General features: G+C 65.6%; 16 protein-coding genes. 13 read left to right on the plus strand and 3 right to left on the minus strand.

Annotated features, from left to right (window positions below):
- Positions 1-81: 81 nt before the first annotated feature.
- Both QTH91_RS16090 and QTH91_RS16095 read right to left on the minus strand, forming a co-directional pair.
- Positions 82-1,773 (minus strand): phosphoethanolamine transferase, encoded by a 1,692-nt coding sequence (locus QTH91_RS16090; RefSeq protein ID WP_286661596.1) that lies wholly within the window; start codon positions 1,771-1,773, stop codon positions 82-84.
- A gap of 69 nt (positions 1,774-1,842) precedes the next feature.
- On the minus strand, positions 1,843-2,541 hold the full coding sequence (locus QTH91_RS16095; protein ID WP_286661109.1) for a phosphatase PAP2 family protein: 699 nt from the start codon (positions 2,539-2,541) through the stop codon (positions 1,843-1,845).
- A 107-nt stretch (positions 2,542-2,648) separates the two neighbouring features.
- Between QTH91_RS16095 and QTH91_RS16100 the strand changes: the two genes are divergently transcribed.
- The 13 genes from QTH91_RS16100 (at position 2,649) to QTH91_RS16160 (ending at position 16,246) form a co-directional block, all read left to right on the plus strand.
- Positions 2,649-3,320 carry a response regulator transcription factor gene (locus tag QTH91_RS16100; RefSeq protein WP_286661110.1) on the plus strand — a complete coding sequence of 224 codons (672 nt, stop codon included), beginning with the start codon at positions 2,649-2,651 and terminating at the stop codon, positions 3,318-3,320.
- The gene (locus tag QTH91_RS16105) at positions 3,320-4,675 is read left to right on the plus strand and encodes an ATP-binding protein (RefSeq protein WP_286661111.1); all 1,356 of its coding nucleotides are present in this window, start codon (positions 3,320-3,322) and stop codon (positions 4,673-4,675) included. The genes QTH91_RS16100 and QTH91_RS16105 overlap by 1 nt, the downstream gene beginning before the upstream one ends.
- Before the next feature lie 156 nt (positions 4,676-4,831).
- Complete coding sequence (locus QTH91_RS16110) at positions 4,832-6,532, plus strand: electron transfer flavoprotein-ubiquinone oxidoreductase (protein WP_286661112.1); 1,701 nt, start codon at positions 4,832-4,834, stop codon at positions 6,530-6,532.
- 20 nt (positions 6,533-6,552) lie between these two features.
- A complete protein-coding gene (locus tag QTH91_RS16115) occupies positions 6,553-7,938 on the plus strand; it encodes a TAXI family TRAP transporter solute-binding subunit (protein WP_286661113.1) in 1,386 nt (461 codons plus the stop codon).
- A 120-nt stretch (positions 7,939-8,058) separates the two neighbouring features.
- Entirely contained in the window at positions 8,059-9,036 is a 978-nt protein-coding gene (locus QTH91_RS16120; RefSeq protein WP_286661114.1) for a TRAP transporter substrate-binding protein, read from the plus strand.
- Positions 9,037-9,127: 91 nt separating this feature from the next.
- Positions 9,128-9,622: a TRAP transporter small permease gene (locus QTH91_RS16125; protein WP_286661115.1), complete on the plus strand. Its 495-nt coding sequence runs from the start codon at positions 9,128-9,130 to the stop codon at positions 9,620-9,622.
- Positions 9,619-10,896: a TRAP transporter large permease gene (locus tag QTH91_RS16130; protein WP_286661116.1), complete on the plus strand. Its 1,278-nt coding sequence runs from the start codon at positions 9,619-9,621 to the stop codon at positions 10,894-10,896. Before QTH91_RS16125 ends, QTH91_RS16130 begins: the two co-directional genes overlap by 4 nt.
- Positions 10,897-10,966: 70 nt before the next feature.
- A complete protein-coding gene (locus tag QTH91_RS16135; protein ID WP_286661117.1) occupies positions 10,967-11,821 on the plus strand; it encodes a 3',5'-nucleoside bisphosphate phosphatase in 855 nt (284 codons plus the stop codon).
- Positions 11,822-11,894: 73 nt separating this feature from the next.
- Positions 11,895-12,830 (plus strand): DMT family transporter, encoded by a 936-nt coding sequence (locus QTH91_RS16140; RefSeq protein ID WP_286661118.1) that lies wholly within the window; start codon positions 11,895-11,897, stop codon positions 12,828-12,830.
- 28 nt (positions 12,831-12,858) lie between these two features.
- A complete protein-coding gene (locus QTH91_RS16145) occupies positions 12,859-13,494 on the plus strand; it encodes an L-threonylcarbamoyladenylate synthase (protein WP_286661119.1) in 636 nt (211 codons plus the stop codon).
- 21 nt (positions 13,495-13,515) lie between these two features.
- A complete protein-coding gene (locus QTH91_RS16150) occupies positions 13,516-14,187 on the plus strand; it encodes a site-2 protease family protein (protein ID WP_286661120.1) in 672 nt (223 codons plus the stop codon).
- A 31-nt stretch (positions 14,188-14,218) separates the two neighbouring features.
- A complete protein-coding gene (locus tag QTH91_RS16155) occupies positions 14,219-15,547 on the plus strand; it encodes a tryptophan--tRNA ligase (RefSeq protein ID WP_286661121.1) in 1,329 nt (442 codons plus the stop codon).
- Between the two features lie 96 nt (positions 15,548-15,643).
- Positions 15,644-16,246 (plus strand): response regulator transcription factor, encoded by a 603-nt coding sequence (locus QTH91_RS16160; protein WP_286661122.1) that lies wholly within the window; start codon positions 15,644-15,646, stop codon positions 16,244-16,246.
- A gap of 70 nt (positions 16,247-16,316) precedes the next feature.
- Here the strand turns inward: QTH91_RS16160 and shkS are convergent, their stop codons facing one another.
- Positions 16,317-17,756, minus strand: a complete 1,440-nt coding sequence (gene shkS, locus QTH91_RS16165; RefSeq protein ID WP_286661123.1) for a surface-behavior sensor histidine kinase ShkS — start codon at positions 17,754-17,756, stop codon at positions 16,317-16,319.

Raw genomic sequence — 17,756 nt, forward strand, 5'->3', positions numbered from 1 at the left:
CGCCTGATCTTCATTCAGCCCGATGACCGCTTGGCGACGGTCGTGTGAAAGTTCGAAGCGAGCGCGCAAAAGAGCTCGACGCTAGGCGTCCGATGGGCTGCGACATTCGTTCAGCACATCCATCGAAGGCTTGTAGGTCCGCGTCTGGACGTCCATCAACCCCAGCACCGTGTGGTAGAGGTTGTCGTGGCTGATGGGCTCGTCGTGCGACTTGCCCAGGCATGCTGCAGCCAGTTTGCCGCGCTTGCGCATGTCGTCGCTGATCCACATCACCCAGGGGATGTGCTTTTGCACATCGGGCGCGAAGCTGTAGGGCACGCCGTGCAGGAACAGCCCATATTCCCCCAGCGACTCGCCGTGATCGCTCATGTAGAGCATGGCAGGCTCATAGCTCTTCTGCTGCGCCTTGAGCCAGTCGATGCTCTTGCCGAGGAAACGGTCGGTGTAGGCGATCGAATTGTCGAAGGCGTTGATCAGCTCCGCATGGCTGCAGTCGGCCAGCGAGTTGTTGGTGCACTCCGGCTTGAAGCGCTTGGCATCCGGCGACGAGCGCAAATGGTAGGCAGGGCCATGGCTGCCCATCTGGTGCATCACCAGCACCACGCCCTTGGCGCGCCGCTCTGGCGGCAACGCGGCGATGCGCTCGTCGAGGCCCCGCAGCATCACATCGTCAAGGCACTCGTCGCCGTCGCAGTTCTGCTTGCGCGTGGCGGCGTCCAGGCCCTTGAAAGCCGACGCATGCGGAATGCGATCGCACACGCCCTTGCAGCCGCCGGGCTGGTTGTCGAGCCAGAAGACGGCCAGGCCCGACGCCTGCAGCACATCCATCAGGTTCTCGTAGTCGTCGCTGCGGGCCTCGAACGCGGCCTTGCCCAGGGGAGAGAACATGCAGGGCACCGAAGCGAGCGTGCTCGTTCCGCAGGACGTGGCATGGGTCCAGTTGCTGACGTGCCGGGCCGCCAGTTCGGGCGTGGTGTCGCGCGGATAGCCGTTGAGCGAGAAGTGATCGGCCCGCGCCGTTTCGCCCACCACCAGCAAAAGCATCGGTGGCTTGGCCTGGCCCGCGTAGCTCGCGCCCAGGTGGACGCCGGCAGTCATCGGCACCAGCTTGCGATTGCGGGTGAGCAAGGGCTTGGCCGCGGCCTTGCCCGCCGAGTAGAGGCTGGCCACGGGGTTCATCGTGTAGCGCAGACCGACGTGGTTGCGCATCAGCGGAGCCAGCGTGCGGTTGCTGGCAACGATCGTGACCGCAGCGACGACAGCCAGCACGACGAGCATCGCCAGGTTGCGCCAGGCGTTGGAGAGCACACCCATCCGCAGCACGGGAATGCGCCACATGGCCCATGCCGCCGGGAGGACGACGATGGCCAGCCGGGAAAGCATGGTGGTGCTCAGCAGGTCGCGCACTTCGCCAGCGTCGGTCTGCAGGGCATTGGCCAGCATGCCCGGGTCCATGACCACGCGGTATTCGAGCATGTAGTGCTGCGCCAGCGCCGCCGCCACAACCACCAGCAGCCAGATCAGCTTGCTCCAGCGCGACCATGCGAAGAGCAGCAGGACTGCCGTGTTGGCGCACATCACCAGGATTGCCATCAGCAGCACGGAAGGCATGTAAAGGCTCGGGGCTCCGCCGCCGATGTGGGCCAGTTGTCGCCACAGTGGCCAGTTGGCCGCCAGCAGCAGATAGACCGACAGCCAGACGGCCAGCGTCCGGGGAGAACGCGGGGTGTCCAGCCAATGCGCCAGACCTGCAAGCGGGGGCAGGCCCGCCACGCCGTCGGCGCGTGCCGTGCCGCCATGCTGGGGGGAGAAGATGGGAAGGGAGCTCACGGTAGAAAGACCTCAGACAGAAGGAGAGAACCGCAAGACGCGCCGCGCCTGTCGGGCCTGGAACAACGCGTCCAGCGCCATCGACACGCTCCAGCAGATCCAGGCCGTCCAGAGGGTGTGACTGGCGTAGTGCGCACCGCGCAACTGCTGGCTCACACCAAAAGTGAAGCCGGCGACCAGTGCCACCCAGAGCCAGCGGCGGGCAGCGCGCGGCGCGACACTGCGCAGGACGAAATAGCCGCCCAGCCAGGCAAAGCCTGCGGACGCATGCCCTGCGGGAAAGCAACGGCCCGGCCCCCCGTCTCGAACGCCCCATGCCCAGTGCGACACGTGATGCGCTGCGCCGCCGAACTGCTCCAGATCCCAGGGGCAGCTGGTGGTGCTGCCATGCTTGACGAGCGTCACGGCGATCACCGACAGGATGAGCGACAGCACGAGCTGCAGGCGCCCCGCGCGGTCGAGTTGGCGCAGCACCCCGAATGGCCTGAACAGCGCCACCAGCATCAGGCCGAGGCCGGCCCAACTCAGGAAGCGCCCGCCTTCATGCAGGACGCGCACGAGAAAGACGTTGTCGCGCAGGGCAAAGCCGGCGCCATCGGCGGAAAGGGATGCAAGAGGGAGGTCCAGCCCGGAGGCGTCCCATGCGAGCAGCAGGAAGAGCGCCATGACGGTCCAGGCCACGTCACGACGCCAGGAAGCAGATTCATTCATCGGCGCCGATGTTGCGAAACGGCCCTGAACAACGCATGAACCCGCCTGAACGGAATCTGAACGGTTCTCCCCCTAGACTGGAGGGACTTTCAAGGAGCAATGCTGTCGTGCGAATCCTGCTGGTCGAAGACGACGCCGATCTGGCAGACGCCGTCCGTGGCTACCTCAGCGCCAAGGCGTTCGTGGTGGACGTGGCACCCGACCTGAGCAGTGCCCGGGCCGCCTTGGCCGGCGCCCACCACGCCGCCGTCCTGCTCGACCTGCACCTGCCCGATGGCGAGGGGCTTAGCCTCCTGCCGGCCATCCGCGCATTGGCTGAGCGCCCCATCGTGATCGTCCTCACCGCGCGCGACCAGGTCAGCGACCGCATCCGCGGCCTGGATGCCGGCGCCGACGACTACCTGACCAAGCCCTACGACCCGGCCGAATTGCTGGCGCGCCTTCGTGCCGTGGAGCGCCGCCGCAGCACCGGCAGTGCGCCAGTGCTGCGCCTGGGCACGCTGGAGATCGACCTGGGCAACGAGACGGTCCGCAAGGACGGCCTGGCCGTGCAGCTCACCCAGAAGGAATGGGCGGTCCTGCGCGCCATGGCCTCCCGGCCGGAGCGCATCCATACGCGCGAGCTGCTTCAGGACGCGCTCTACGGCTTCGACGGCGAGGCCGACAGCAACACCCTCGAGGTCTTCATCAGCCGGCTGCGCCGCAAGCTGGGCCGAGGCCACATCCTGACGCTGCGCGGGCTGGGCTGGCGACTGGGCGACTCGGGGGAGCCCGATTGATGGCGCATTCGGTGGCGGGGCGATCCAAGCCCCAATCCCTCGCCAGCCGCCTGACCCGGTCCCTCATCCTGTGGGTCGCCGGCGTCTGGCTGCTGGTGGTGCTCGCGGTGGTCTGGTACGTGGACAGCGAGATCAACCACAACTTCGACAGCGAACTGGTCGAAGTCACGCACCGCCTGTTCGACATCGCCGTCAACGAACTGGACGAGGCGGGCGACCTCTCGGGCAAGCATCTGCCGATCCTGGCCAAGCGCCCCCTCTTCCCGCAGGACGAAGTCGTCTTCCAGTTGATCGACGGCCAAGGCCGCTTGCTGATGCACTCCGAAAAGGCCCCGGCGATGGGCTTCGACGTGCCCAATTCGCAAGGCTTTGCCGACACGGGCCCGTGGCGGGTCTACACCGCCCGGCATCCCGAGCGCGACCTGTTCATGCGGGTGGCCGATCCGCTGGAAGAACGGCGCGAAGCACTCAACCGCACGCTGTTCGGGCTGATCCTCGTCCTTGTGGCCGTCTTGCCGATCCTGGCACTGCTGTTGCGCGGCGTGGCCCGCCAGGAGCTCCATCCCCTGGAGTGGCTTGCCAACCAGATCGGCCAGCGCAGCGGCAGCGACCTGCGACCGATCGCCCTGCCCGCTCTCCCGCGCGAACTGCTGGCCGTGGGCGACGACGTCAACCGCCTGCTCGATCGCCTGGCTCAGGCCCTGGACGTCGAACGCGCGCTGGCCGCCAATGCCGCCCACGAGCTGCGCACGCCGCTGGCCTCCGCGCGCCTGCGGCTGCAGACCGCGCTCGACCACGGCCTGCAGCGCGAGGAGGTCCAGGCGGCCCTCGATGCGCTGCGTGTGCTGAGCAACCGCGCCGAGAAGCTCCTGCAACTGTCACGCGCCGAATCGGGTGCGACCTTGACGCGAGAGCCCGTCGACCTGCCTCAGTTGGCCGCCCAGCTGGCTCAGGAGTACTGGCGCGACGCGCAGACCCTCCAGCGCCTGCATCTGGTCGTGCCGGACGACGAAAGCCTGCATCCCGCACTCGGCGACGTCGATTCGCTGGCCATCGCCCTGCGCAACCTGATCGAGAACGCGCTGCGCTACAGCGACACGCGGGTGGTCGTCGAGCTGGTGGCGCCGAGCACGTTGGTCGTCCGCGACGACGGGCCGGGCGTCGATCCTGCGCATCTGCAGAGCCTCGCGCGCCGGCACGTGCGCCAGAGCTCGGACCGTGCCGGCTACGGGCTTGGCCTGTCGATCGTCAGCACCATCGCTGCGCGGCACGGCGGCCGGCTCGAACTGTATTCGCCGCCGCCGGGCCGGCCGCGCGGCTTCGAGGCTCGGCTGGTGCTGCCCAACGCCAGCTAGGCCGGCGCATCGGCGCGCAGCGGCCTGTGCCGTGGGGCCTACGGCGCCTGCCGGCCCGCGCCCGCACGGCTGCAAAAATGTCACGAATAGAATCGAAGTCTGACCGCCGCGGGGGCGTCGCGCGCCTGCTCGAAGAATCACTATCCAGACCACCCCATGACCCAAGACGAAATCCTCGCCCAGTTCGGCCCCAGAGAAGCCATGGAGTACGACGTCGTGATCGTCGGTGCCGGCCCTGCCGGGCTGTCGACCGCGATCCGCCTCAAGCAGCTTGCCGCCCAGCATGACAAGGAAATCTCGGTGGTGGTGCTCGAGAAGGGCTCCGAGCCCGGCGCGCACATCCTGTCGGGCGCGATCATGGATCCGCGTGCCCTCAACGAACTGCTGCCCGACTGGCGCGAACAGGGCGCACCGCTGAACCAGCCGGTGACGGAAGACGCCTTCCTGTTCCTGTCCGAGACCGGCGCCACCCGCACCCCGAACTTTCTGCTGCCCAAGAATTTCCACAACGAGGGCAACTACATCATCAGCCTGGGCAACGTGGTGAAGTGGCTGGCGCAGCAGGCCGAAGGCCTCGGCGTCGAGATCTTCCCGGGCTTCCCTGCCGCAGAAGTGCTCTACAACGAAGACGGTTCCGTCAAGGGCGTGGCCACCGGCAACATGGGCATCGGCAAGGACGGCGAGCCTACCGAGAACTTCCAGCTGGGCATGGAGCTGCACGGCAAGTACACCGTGTTCGCCGAAGGCGCGCGCGGCCACCTGGGCCGCCAGCTCATCGCCAAGTACAAGCTGGCCGATGGCAAGGATCCGCAAAGCTACGGCATCGGCATCAAGGAGCTGTGGGAGATCGACCCGGCCCGCCACCAGCCCGGTCTGGCCGTGCACACCTCCGGCTGGCCACTGCCGTCCGACACCTACGGCGGCTCGTTCCTCTATCACGCCGAAGACAACAAGATCGTGATCGGCTTCGTGGTGGGCCTGGACTACCAGAACCCGCACATGAGCCCGTTCGAAGAGTTCCAGCGCTTCAAGACGCACCCGAACATCCGCTGGTACTTCGAAGGCCAGGACAAGGGGCTGAAGCCGGCCAAGCGCCTCTCCTACGGCGCCCGTGCCATCACCGCCGGCGGCCTGCTGTCGCTCCCCAAGACGGTGTTCCCGGGTGGCGCGCTGGTCGGTTGCGAGGCCGGCTACATGAATGCCAGCCGCATCAAGGGCAGCCATGCCGCCATCAAGACCGGCATGCTGTGCGCCGAAGCCGCCTACGACGCGGTCATGGCCGGCCGTCAGCATGACGAACTGGCCGCCTACCCCGCCTCGTTCGAGAAAAGCTGGCTGCACACCGAGCTGAACAAGGCACGCAACTTCAAGCAGTGGTTCAAGAAGGGCCTGACCACCGCCACGATCATGACGGGCATCGAGCAATTCGTGCTCAAGGGCAACATCCCTTGGACGATCCACCGCACCGAAGCCGACCATGCCCGCCTGAAGCCAGCCGCCGACTGCAAGCCGATCGAGTATCCGAAGCCGGACGGCAAGCTCACCTTCGACAAGCTTTCGTCGGTGTTCATCAGCAACACCAATCACGAAGAGAACCAGCCCGCGCACCTGACGCTGAAGGACCCGACGGTCCCCACGCGCATCAACCTGCCCAAGTTCGACGGGCCGGAGGCACGCTTCTGCCCGGCCGGCGTGTACGAATTCGTGCCCGACGAAACCAATGCCGGCCAGCGCCGCCTGCAGATCAACGCCCAGAACTGCGTGCATTGCAAAACCTGCGACATCAAGGACCCGACGCAGAACATCGTCTGGGTCACCCCCGAAGGCGGCGGCGGCCCGAACTACGTGGGCATGTGATCGCCTTCGAGGCCGACTGAATGGTCCGGCGCGCCCTCGAGCTTGCGCCCCATTGGCTCCGCTGGCTGCGCTGGATCGTCTTCGCGGCACTGCTGTCGATGCTCTTATGGCTGGTGGTGCGCCATGTCAGCCCGGTGCCTCCGCGCACGCTGGTCATGACAACAGGCGCCCCCGATGGCGCCTATCAGCGTTTCGGTGAGCGCTACCGGCAGATCCTGCGCAGCAACGGCGTCGATCTGGTGCTGCAGCCATCCGCGGGTGGCCTGGAAAACATCGAGCGGCTCAATGCCGGCTCGGCCATGGTCGGCTTCGTTCAGGGCGGGACCGGCATCCTGGCGACCAACCCCGAGGCAACCGGCGATGCGTCGCCGCTGCGTGCGCTGGCCACAGTGGCCTACGAGCCGGCGTGGATCTTCTCGCGCGGGCTGAACCTCGACGACGGCCTCGACGCACTGGCCGGGCGTCGCGTGGCGGTCGGCATCAACGGCAGCGGCAACCTGTACGTTGCGCGTGAACTGCTGGCAGCCTACGGCATCCGTCAGGGCGGGTCGGAGGGCACGACCTTCGTGCGCGAAGGCGGCACTGCGGCGGCAAAGCTCCTGATCGAAGGCCAGGTCGATGCGGTGATCATGATCGCTGCGGCCCAGGCGCCGGCCGTGCAGCTGCTGTTGTCCGAGCCGGGCGTGCGCCTGGCCTCGCTGGCGCAGGCGTCTGGCCTGGCCCAGCGCCATCGCTACTTCGAGCCCATTGTTCTGGGCCGCGGCGCAGCGGATCCCGCCAGAGATCTGCCTCAGGAAAACGTGACCTTGCTGGCGACCACGGCCAACCTGGTCGTGCGCGACGACATTCATCCCGCACTGGCCTACCTGCTGCTCGACGCCGCGCGGCAGGTCCACGGCCAAGGCACGTTGCTCAGCCGACCCGGCAGCTTCCCGAGCGCCAAGGGCGCGGACTACATGCTCTCCGACGCGGCCGACCGCTTCTTCAACAACGGCAGGCCGTTCCTGCAGAACTACCTGCCGTTCTGGGTCGCCATCTGGGTGCAGCGCCTGCTGCTCCTGCTCGTTCCGCTTGCCGCGATCATGGTGCCGCTCGCGCGAGTGCTGCCAGGCATCGTCACATGGCGGCGGCTGAGCAAGCTGTATCGCCGCTACGGCGAGCTCAAGTACCTGGAACAGGATCTGGCGTCGCACAAGCTCGACGATGCAGAACGCCGCGCCGCGCACGCGCAGCTCGACCGCATCCAGGACGAGATCGTCCACACGCAGTTTCCGCTGGAGCTCTACGACCGCGTCTACACGCTGCGCCAGCACGTGGACTATGTGCGCACCCAGCTCGATCGGCAGGCCGGGCGGAGCCAGCACGCCGGCGACAAAGGCAGCTTCCCAGCCGACGGATCGTCGTAACCGGTTTCATGGAAATCCCGCTCCTTGGGGCGAGTTCGGCCGTGGCATAGTCCATTGCTTGCCTTGTTTGCATGCAGCGCGCGTGCCAGTCACGCTTGTTATTCCCCAGGAGACATTGAAATGAAATTGAGCCAGTTGGCCGCAGGCCTGGTTCTCGGCTTCGGTATTGCAGGCGCCGCCATGGCGCAGACGGTGATGAAGATCAACATCTCCACCGCGCAGAACTCGCACCAGGGCGTGGCCATCGACACCTTCGCCAAGGAAGTCGCCGCACGCACCAACAACCGCTTCAAGATCGAGACCTTCTACAACGGCTCGCTGGGCGGCGAACGCGAGTCGATCGAAGCGGTGCAACTGGGCACGCAGGCCCTGACGTTCAGCTCGACCGGTCCGGTGCCGAACTTCGTGCCCGAAGCCAAGATCCTCGACGTGCCTTTCCTGTTCCGCGACAAGGCGCATGCGCGCGCTGTGCTCGACGGCCCGATCGGCCAGGAAATGCTGGGCAAGTTCGACTCCAAAGGCTTCAAGGCACTGGCCTGGGCGGAGAACGGCTTCCGCCACATGACCAACAGCAAGCGCGAAGTGCACGCGCCGGGCGACCTCAAGGGCCTGAAGATGCGCACGATGGAAAACCCCGTGCACATCGCCGCCTACAAGCAGTTCGGCATCGTCACGACGCCGATGGCCTTCCCGGAAGTGTTCACCGCCCTGCAGCAGGGCACGGTGGACGGCCAGGAGAACCCGCTGTCGGTGATCATCTCGGCCAAGTTCGACCAGGTGCAGAAGTACCTCTCGCTGACCGGCCACGTCTATTCGCCCTGCATTCTTCTGATGAACAAGGCTGAATACGACAAGCTCAGCGCCGACGACAAGAAGGCCTTCCTCGAAGCGGCCAAGGTGGCCGTCAAGGCCAACCGCGACCGCGTGGATGCCGACGACGCCAAGGGCGTGGCCTACCTGCGCGAAAAGGGCATGGACGTGACCACCGACGTCGACAAGTCGAAGTTCGTTTCGGCCCTGGCACCCGTCGAGTCCCAGTTCGAGAAGCAGTTCGGCAAGGAAAACCTGGACCGCATCCGCAACTACAAGGCGCAGTAAGGCTCAGGCTTCTTTCTGCCCGCGCCCGCCAAATGGCGGGCGCGTTTTCGTTTTGGAGAGATGCGCGGCGCCTGGGTGCCGCACCGCAGCCATGAAAAACGTCATCCTCAAGATCGACCGCGCCACCACCGCGCTGTCCCTGGCCATCGCCTGCTTCATGCTGGTGGTGGCATCGTGCCTCGGCATGTTCCAGATCATCACCCGCTTCGTGCTCGAAACGCCGGCCGAATGGACCGAGATCCTCATCCGCGTGAGCCTGATCTGGATGGTCTTCATGGGCATCCCCACGGCGTTCCGGCAAGGCGCCATGGTCAGCGTCGACGTGCTGCGCCGCTGGAGTCCGCCGGCCGTGCGACGCCTGCTCGACGTGGTCGTCTGTGTGGCGGCGCTGGCGCTCATCGCCGTCATCATCTGGTGGGGCGCCGACTACGCCTGGCGTGGCCGCGTGCAGACCATGGCCGGCCTCGAATCGATCTCGATGCTGTGGGCCTACCTGGCCATGCCCGTGGGCGGCGTTTTTTGCGTCATCGGCATCCTGGCCAACCTGGCCGATCCCCGCTACAACGAACTCGAGACCGCGCAATGACTCCCGTCATGATCCTCACGATGGTGGTGTGCTTTGCGCTCACCATCTCGGTGGCCGTTTCCATCGGCCTGGCCTCGGTGCTGGGCATCCAGGTGAGCAATGCCAACATGCTCATCTCGGTCAAGGAGATGTTCAACGCCATCAACAAGTTTCCGCTGGCGGCCATCCCCTTCTTCATCCTGGCAGGCAACCTGATGGAGGCCGGCGGCATCTCGCGGCGCCTGGTCGAATTCGCCAAGTCGCTGGTGGGCGGCGTGCAGGGTGGCCTGCCCATGACCTGCGTGCTGACCTGCATGATCTTTGCGGCGGTGTCGGGCTCGTCGGTGGCCACCACCTTCGCCATCGGCGCCATCCTGATCCCGGCGCTGATCAAGCACGGCTACCCGACCACGTGGGCCGCGTCGCTGCAGGCCACCAGCGCGGAGCTGGGCGTGATCATTCCGCCTTCGATTCCGTTGATCCTCTACGGCGTCAGCGCGGAAGTCTCGATCGGCGAACTGTTCATCGCCGGCTTCGGCCCCGGCTTGCTCATCAGCCTGTGCCTGATGCTCTTCGTTTGGGTCTATTGCAAATTCAAGGGCCTGGGCAAGAACGATGGCGACGGGCGCCTGGGCGTCTTTGCGGCAACCAGGCAGGCCGGATGGGCGCTGCTGATGCCGGTGATCATCCTGGGCGGCATCTACGGCGGCGTGTTCACGCCGACCGAAGCTTCGGCCGTCGCGGTGTTCTACGCATTGCTGGTGGGACTGGTCGTCTACCGCGAGATCCGGCCTGCGCAGTTGGTCGAGGTGCTCAAGAAGTCGGTGATCTCGTCGTCGGTGATCATGTTCATCATCGCCAACGCCGGCCTCTTCGCCTTCCTGATCACCCGCGCCGGCGTGCCCGAGGCCATCGGCCATTGGCTCGAACAGGTGCTCCAGTCGCCTGCCTGGTTCCTGCTGGGTGTGAATGCGGCGCTATTCCTGATCGGCATGTTCATCGAGACCAGCGCCGCCATCATCGTGCTCGCTCCCATCCTCGCGCCCGTGGCGGTCCACTTCGGCATCGACCCGGTTCATTTCGGGCTGATCATGGTGGTCAACCTGGCGCTGGGCATGATCACCCCGCCATTCGGCGTCAACCTGTTCGCAGCGTGCACGGTGGCGCGAATATCGCTCGACCGGATGATCAAGGACCTGATCCCCTTCGTGCTGGTCATCCTCGCCTGCCTGATGGTGATCACCTATGTGCCCTCGCTGTCGCTGACGTTGCGCGACCTCGTCTACGCGCGCTAGACAACGAGCCGCGTCCGGCCCGCGAGAGCAGCCCGCTGCAAGGGGAAAGCAGAACGAATAAGATCGGCCAGTGACCCCGATCCGCAACGCCGACCTGCACTGCCACTCCGTGGTATCAGACGGCACGCTCACGCCAGAGGAACTGGCCGTGCGCGCGGCGGCCAACGGGGTCGACCTGTGGTCGCTCACCGATCACGACGAGGTCGGCGGCCAGCACCGCGCTGCGGCCGCTGCCCGAGCCAGCGGCATGCGATACCTCACCGGCACCGAGATCTCGGTCACCTTTGCCGGTGAAACCGTCCACATCGTCGGCCTGGGGTTCGATCCCGATGACGCCGCCATGTCCCAAGGCCTCTACGACACGCGCAATGGCCGCGGTCGACGCGCGCAGGAGATGTCCGAAGGCTTGGCCAAGGTCGGCATTCATGGCGCCTACGAGGGCGCGCTCAAATTCGTCGGCAATCCCGAACTCATCTCGCGGACCCACTTCGCCCGCTTTCTGGTCGAAGCGGGTCATTGCCGCGACACGAACGAGGTGTTTCGCAAGTTCCTGACCGAAGGCAAACCCGGCTTTGTGCCGCACCGCTGGGCTTCGCTCAAGGACGCGATCCATTGGATCAACGAGGCCGGCGGCCTGGCCGTGATTGCCCACCCTGGGCGCTATCGCTTCACGGCCAACGAGGAATACGCCCTCTTCCTTGAATTCAAGGCGCACGGCGGACGCGCCATCGAAGTGGTCACCGGCAGTCACACGCCGGCCGAGTACGACGAATACGCCGCCAAGGCGCTCGAATTCGGCTTTGCCGCCTCGCGCGGCAGCGATTTCCACAGCCCAGACGAAAGCCACTGCGACCTCGGTTCCTTGCCCGCCCTGCCCGGCGCGCTAGAGCCAGTGTGGGACCTGCTGGAAAGCCGCATTCAGTGATTGCCTGTCTGCCGCGCCGCGACGGCGCCGGCCAGTCCCACCCACTTCAGAAAGAGCGCCGGTCGGCGACCCGATGAGCGCTGTATCACCCCAGAAAGCACCGCGCGGTGCGCGCGACCTGAACGCCGAACGCGTGCTGGCCGGCATCGGCCTCGTCATCCTCGCGACCGCCTGCTTCGCGACGCTGGACACGGCCACGAAGGTATCGACCGCCGCCGTCCCCGTCGTCATGGGCGTGTGGTTCCGCTACACCTTCCAGGCCGTCGCCATGGCGGCGGTGCTGCTGCCCAAGCACGGCCTGTCGGTGTTGCGCACCGCGCACCCCAAGTACCAGGCGCTGCGCGGCGCGCTTCTGCTGGGCTCGAGCGTGTTCGCGTTTCTGAGCCTTCGCTACATGCCGATGGCCGAATTCACCGCCATCGTCCTCATCACGCCGCTGGCCGTCACATTGCTGGCCGCCGTTGTGCTCAAGGAGCAGGTTTCAGCGCTGCGCTGGAGCCTTGTGGCTGGCGGCTTCGTCGGCACGCTGGTCATCCTGCGGCCGGGTGGCGATGCCTTTTCCTGGGCCATGCTGCTGCCCATCGGCCTGGTGGTCACCAATGCGTCGTTCCAGTTGCTGACGAGCAAGCTGGTACAGACCGAGAACCCGCTGACGATGAACTTCTACACCGGCTGGGTCGGCGCGCTGCTGGCCTCGCTGGCCCTGCCGTTTGCCTGGACCGCGCTGCCATCGTGGGAATGGTGGGCGCTGCTGTGCCTGATGGGCTTCATGGGTACGGTTGGGCACTTCATGCTCATCCTGGCCTTTCAGCGGGCACCGGCCTCCACGCTGACGCCCTACCTCTACGCGCAGATCGCCTTTGCGATGCTGGGTGGCTGGCTCATCTTCTCGCGTGTGCCCGATGTTGTCTCGCTGCTGGGCATCGGCCTGATCGCCGTGTGCGGAGCGGCCGGCGCATGGCTCACGGTCAAGGAACGGCGCGTGCCGATCCAGCCAGCCGAGTCGTAGGGCCCGATCGTTCTAGACTTCCTGTTCCATGGCCCAGTACTTCGAAGTCCACCCGGACAACCCACAGCAACGCCTGCTCAAACAGGCTGCCGCGCTTCTGGCGCGAGGCGAGATCATCGCCGTGCCGACCGACTCCAGCTATGCGCTGGCTTGCCGGCTGGACGACAAGGACGCGGTGGAAAAGCTGCGGCGCATTCGCCAGGTCGATGAAAAGCATCACCTGACACTGTTGTGCCGCGACCTGAGCGAGCTGGCGAACTACGCCATCGTCGACAACCGGCAATACCGCCTGCTGAAGGCCGCGACCCCGGGCCCCTACACCTTCCTGCTCGAGGCGACGAAAGAAGTGCCGCGTCGCGTGAGCCATCCGCAGCGCAAGACGATCGGCCTGCGCGTGCCCGAACACAACGCCCTGCTCGAACTGCTGATGCTCCACGGCGAGCCGTTGCTGGCCACGACCCTGATTCCCCCCGGCGAGACCGAGCCGATGAACGACGCGCAAGCCATTCGCGAACGCTTCGAAAAGCAGGTCGGTGGCGTCATCGATGCTGGCGCCTGCCCCTCGCAGCCGACCACCGTGGTGGACCTGGTTCCGATGGGCGCCGGCGGCGATCCGGAACTCGTGCGCCAGGGTCGCGGTCCACTGGGACCGCTGGGGCTCTAGCTCGTCTGAGACAATGGCCCGGTGGACATCAATCAACTCGTTCAAACCGTACTCATCTACGCATTGCCGGTGATCTTCGCGATCACGGTGCACGAAGCCGCCCACGGCTACGTGGCGCGCTACCTGGGTGACAACACCGCCTACGTGCAGGGGCGCGTGACGCTCAATCCCGTCAAGCACATCGATCCGTTCGGCACCATCCTGATGCCGATACTGCTGTATTTCGCCACTTCCGGCGCCTTCCTTTTCGGCTACGCCAAGCCCGTGCCAGTGGACTTCGGCCGACTTCGCCATCCCAAGCGCGACATGGTGTGGGTGGCGTTGGCGGGGCCGGCATCCAACTTCGCACAGGCGATCCTGTGGGCAGTGATGCTGGTCGTGCTCCTGGGCATGGGCGTCTCCGAGACCTTCTTCATCCAGATGTGCCGCGCGGGCATCCTGGTCAATCTCGTGATGTGGGCGTTCAACCTTTTCCCACTGCCGCCGCTCGACGGCGGACGGGTGCTGGCCGGCCTGTTGCCGCGCGGCCGGGCGCAGATGCTGTTGGCCCGCATCGAGCCCTTCGGGTTCTTCATCGTGATGGGCCTGGTGATCGTCGGGGTGGTCGGCAACCTTTGGCTGCGTCCGCTCATGGACCTGGGCAGCCAGGTGATCGGCTTTCTCATCACGCCCCTGACCGCACTCCTGCGCTGAGCGACCTCACTCTTTCCCGTTCGACCTCATCATGGCTGAGTCTTCTTCCATCACCCGATACCTGACCGGCATCACGACCACCGGCACGCCGCACCTGGGCAACTACGTCGGTTCGGTGCGCCCGTCGGTGGCCGCCAGCCGTCGCACCGACGTGCAAAGCTTCTATTTCCTGGCCGACTACCACGCGCTCATCAAGTGCGACGAGCCGTCGCGCATCCAGCGCTCCACCATGGAAATTGCCGCGACTTGGATGGCTTGCGGGCTCGACCCCGAGCGCGTGACCTTCTATCGCCAGTCCGACATTCCCGAGATTCCCGAACTGACCTGGATGCTCACCTGCGTGAGCGCCAAAGGCATGCTCAACCGCGCTCATGCGTACAAGGCGGCGGTCGACAAGAACGTCGCGCGTGGCGAAGACCCGGACGGCGACGTGAGCGCAGGCCTTTTCATGTACCCGGTATTGATGGCGGCCGACATCGTGATGTTCAACGCGCACAAGGTACCGGTGGGCCGCGACCAGGCTCAGCACCTCGAGATGACGCGCGACATCGCCCAACGCTTCAATCACCTTTACGGAGAGCACTTCACGTTGCCCGAGGCGGAAATCGACGACGCCGTGGCTTTGCTGCCTGGCCTGGACGGCCGCAAGATGAGCAAGAGCTATGACAACACGATTCCGCTGTTCACGCCGCGGGCGCAATTGCAAAAGCTCATCGCCGGCATCCTGACCGATTCGCGCGCACCCGGCGAGCCCAAGGACACCGAAGGCTCGGCGCTCTTTCAGATCTATCAGGCATTTGCCAGCGCCGACGAGACCGAGACGCTGCGCCGCGCGTATGCCGAAGGCATTGCTTGGGGCGACGCCAAGCAACTGCTGTTCGAGCGCATCGACCGCGAGATCGCACCACTGCGCGAGCACTACGAAGCATTAATGGCCGATCCGGCTCAGATCGAGCGCACGCTGCTGGCCGGCGCCGAGAAGGCGCGTGCGCAGTCACGTCCCTTCATGGCGCGCTTGCGCCATGCAGTGGGCCTGCGCGGCCTGGCTGAAAATACCGGGGCAAAAACCAATAAACCTTCAAAACCGGTCAAGTCCAATTCGAAAGCCGGTTTCAAACAGTATCGCGAAAGAGATGGCCTTTTTTATTTCAAGCTTCAAGATGAAAAAGGAAGTACTCTTTTGCAAAGCCGCGGTTTCAAAAGTCCACAAGATGCGGGCCGAGTTATTGGGGCAATGCAACAAAACCCGTTGGATTTTGTGAATTCCTTCGCGGATCAACTAGAACCCGTCGACAATCAGACAGCGCTCGCTGCGTCCAAAGTGCTGGAGACTCTGTCCCAAGCGGCAGCCGAGTCGTGAGGGAGTGAAGTCCATCTATCCCGGTTCCCCGGAGTGACATGGGGACGAGGCTCGATACAAGAGCCATGCAGCCGGTGAACATTTTCTGAAACCAGCATGAGTATCTACGTCATCGACGATCACCCCTTGATGCGCGACGCCATCGTCATGGTGCTGCGCCGCCTTCGGCCCGCCGAGAACATCGTCGAACTCGAACGCCTGGACCGCCTGCCAGCCGCAGTGCGCCAACACGGCACGCCCGACCTCTTCTGCCTCGACCTGAAGCTGCCTGACACCACTGGCGTCTCCGGCGTCATCTCGGTCAAGACCAGCTATCCCGGCATTCCGGTCGCTGTGTACTCCGCATCGCCGGCCGCCGACATGGAAGAAGCCTGCGTCGAAGCCGGTGCCGACATCTACATCGAGAAATCAGCCGGCTCGGCCGAACTGACCGCGGCCCTGCGCGGCCTGCTGCAGGCCGACGACGAGCGCGAAGAAGCCACCGCTGCCGCCCCTGGCAAGCTCTCCAAGCGCCAGACCCAGCTGATCGCCATGCTGGACCGCGGCATGAGCAATCGCGAGATCGCCACCCAACTCGAGATCAGCGAGCACACGGTGAAGGTGCATCTGTGGCGCCTGTTCCGGCGCCTGGGCGTGAAGAGCCGCACGCAGGCCCTGCATCACGCTCGCAGCCACGGTCTGCTGTCCAGCTCGAACTGAAAACGCCGGGCTCAGGCCCTGGATCGTTTGCAAGGGGGCTTCGGCCCCTTTGGTTTTTCCGGATGCGCCCTCAGCCCACCGCGCCAGAGATGCGCGTTTGCGCGCGCGCCTCGTCGGCATCGTGCAAGGCCACGCGGAAGACGCTGCCCCGGCCAAGGCGCGAGCGCACGCTGACCGGATGGCCGAGCGCATGCGACAGGCGCGCGACGATCGCCAGGCCGAGGCCGAAACCGTCGGAAGTGCCTGCGTGGTCGGCCACCTTGTAGAACTCCAGGAAGACGTCGCGAAGGTGTTCGCGCGCGATGCCGATCCCGGTGTCCCAGACTTCCACGCGCAAGCCTTCGCTGGTCTGGCGCGAAGCGAGCAGCACGCCGCCCTCGGGCGTGTACTTGATGGCATTGGCAATGAGGTTACCCACCATGCGGCGCACGCGGATCGGGTCGGTGAGCACCGTTCCCGGGCAACTGTGCACCCGGAAGCTGAGCCCCTTGGCTTCGGCCACCGGGCGGTACTGCAGTTCCAGATCGTGCAGTAGTTGTTGAACGTCAACCCGCTCGATGTGCAGCCGCACCTGGCCCGAGTCGATGCGGGCCAGATCGAAGAGCGAATCGAACAGCGCGTTGACCGCATGAGTGGCGCGCACGATCTTCGGCGCGATCTCTTGCACCAGTTCGGGCTCGTTGCGTAGCCAGTCGGCGTACAGCGACAAGGCCAGCACCGGCTGGCGCATGTCGTGCGCCGCGCTGGCCAGGAAGCGGTTCTTCATCGCCACCGCCGAAACCGCCGCCTGCCGCTGCTGGGTGAGCGAGTTGATCAGGATGTGGTTGTGATAGAGCAGCTCGAAGCTGTTGTGGGCCGTCTCGTGGATGCGCTGGCCGGCGCGCAGCAGCATCCACCAGTGCAGCAGCGGCAGCGCCAGAAAGCCGCCGTAATTGAAGTCCACATCGTTCAGGTCCATCTGCAACACGCGCAGCGCCACGCCGGCGAGCATGGTGACGAACAGGGTATTGACGTAGCGCTTGAGCAGCGGCGGGTGCAGGGCCAGTCCGCTAAGCGGGAACGTGGCGACGCCTGCCACGATGAGCCAGCTCATGAACTCGTTCATGAGCGGCGTGCGCCCGAAGAAGATCAGGATCGACAGGCCCCACACGAAGGCGCTGCTGGTCCACAGGAAGTGGTAGCGCGCCATGTAGGCCTGCTGCGCCGCCGAGTCGCGCGCGGCGTAGCGCGTGGCATACACGCGCTCGCCCCAGACTCGCAAGCCCGTGGCCGCGCCACCGAGCGCCAGCCACAGAATGAGTTGCCACGACGGAATGTGCCCCCAGCTCAGCCCCGCCAGCGCCGGCATCAGCGCGGCGGACAGCAGGTACGAGCCCCGCGCCGCGCGCATGAGGCTGCGGATGAGCTCACCCCGGACCCAGGGTTCCGCCTCGTCGACCGTGACCGGTGCCGGCGACAGGTTGGCGAAGGAGGAATTGCCCAGCCCCGCGAAGGCCGAGCTGCCTCGCAT

It is taken from the genome of Variovorax dokdonensis (assembly GCF_030316895.1).
GTDB classification, from domain to species: Bacteria; Pseudomonadota; Gammaproteobacteria; order Burkholderiales; family Burkholderiaceae_C; genus Variovorax; species Variovorax dokdonensis.

Bases quoted from the DNA above. Each gene is read 5' to 3' on its own strand.
- QTH91_RS16095 (WP_286661109.1), bottom strand. From the start codon at position 2,541: ATGAATGAATCTGCTTCCTGGCGTCGTGACGTGGCCTGGACCGTCATG.
- QTH91_RS16105 (WP_286661111.1), top strand. From the start codon at position 3,320: ATGGCGCATTCGGTGGCGGGGCGATCCAAGCCCCAATCCCTCGCCAGC.
- QTH91_RS16110 (WP_286661112.1), top strand. From the start codon at position 4,832: ATGACCCAAGACGAAATCCTCGCCCAGTTCGGCCCCAGAGAAGCCATG.
- QTH91_RS16115 (WP_286661113.1), top strand. From the start codon at position 6,553: ATGGTCCGGCGCGCCCTCGAGCTTGCGCCCCATTGGCTCCGCTGGCTG.
- QTH91_RS16120 (WP_286661114.1), top strand. From the start codon at position 8,059: ATGAAATTGAGCCAGTTGGCCGCAGGCCTGGTTCTCGGCTTCGGTATT.
- QTH91_RS16125 (WP_286661115.1), top strand. From the start codon at position 9,128: ATGAAAAACGTCATCCTCAAGATCGACCGCGCCACCACCGCGCTGTCC.
- QTH91_RS16130 (WP_286661116.1), top strand. From the start codon at position 9,619: ATGACTCCCGTCATGATCCTCACGATGGTGGTGTGCTTTGCGCTCACC.
- QTH91_RS16140 (WP_286661118.1), top strand. From the start codon at position 11,895: ATGAGCGCTGTATCACCCCAGAAAGCACCGCGCGGTGCGCGCGACCTG.
- QTH91_RS16145 (WP_286661119.1), top strand. From the start codon at position 12,859: ATGGCCCAGTACTTCGAAGTCCACCCGGACAACCCACAGCAACGCCTG.
- QTH91_RS16155 (WP_286661121.1), top strand. From the start codon at position 14,219: ATGGCTGAGTCTTCTTCCATCACCCGATACCTGACCGGCATCACGACC.
- QTH91_RS16160 (WP_286661122.1), top strand. From the start codon at position 15,644: ATGAGTATCTACGTCATCGACGATCACCCCTTGATGCGCGACGCCATC.
- shkS (WP_286661123.1), bottom strand. From the start codon at position 17,756: ATGCGAGGCAGCTCGGCCTTCGCGGGGCTGGGCAATTCCTCCTTCGCC.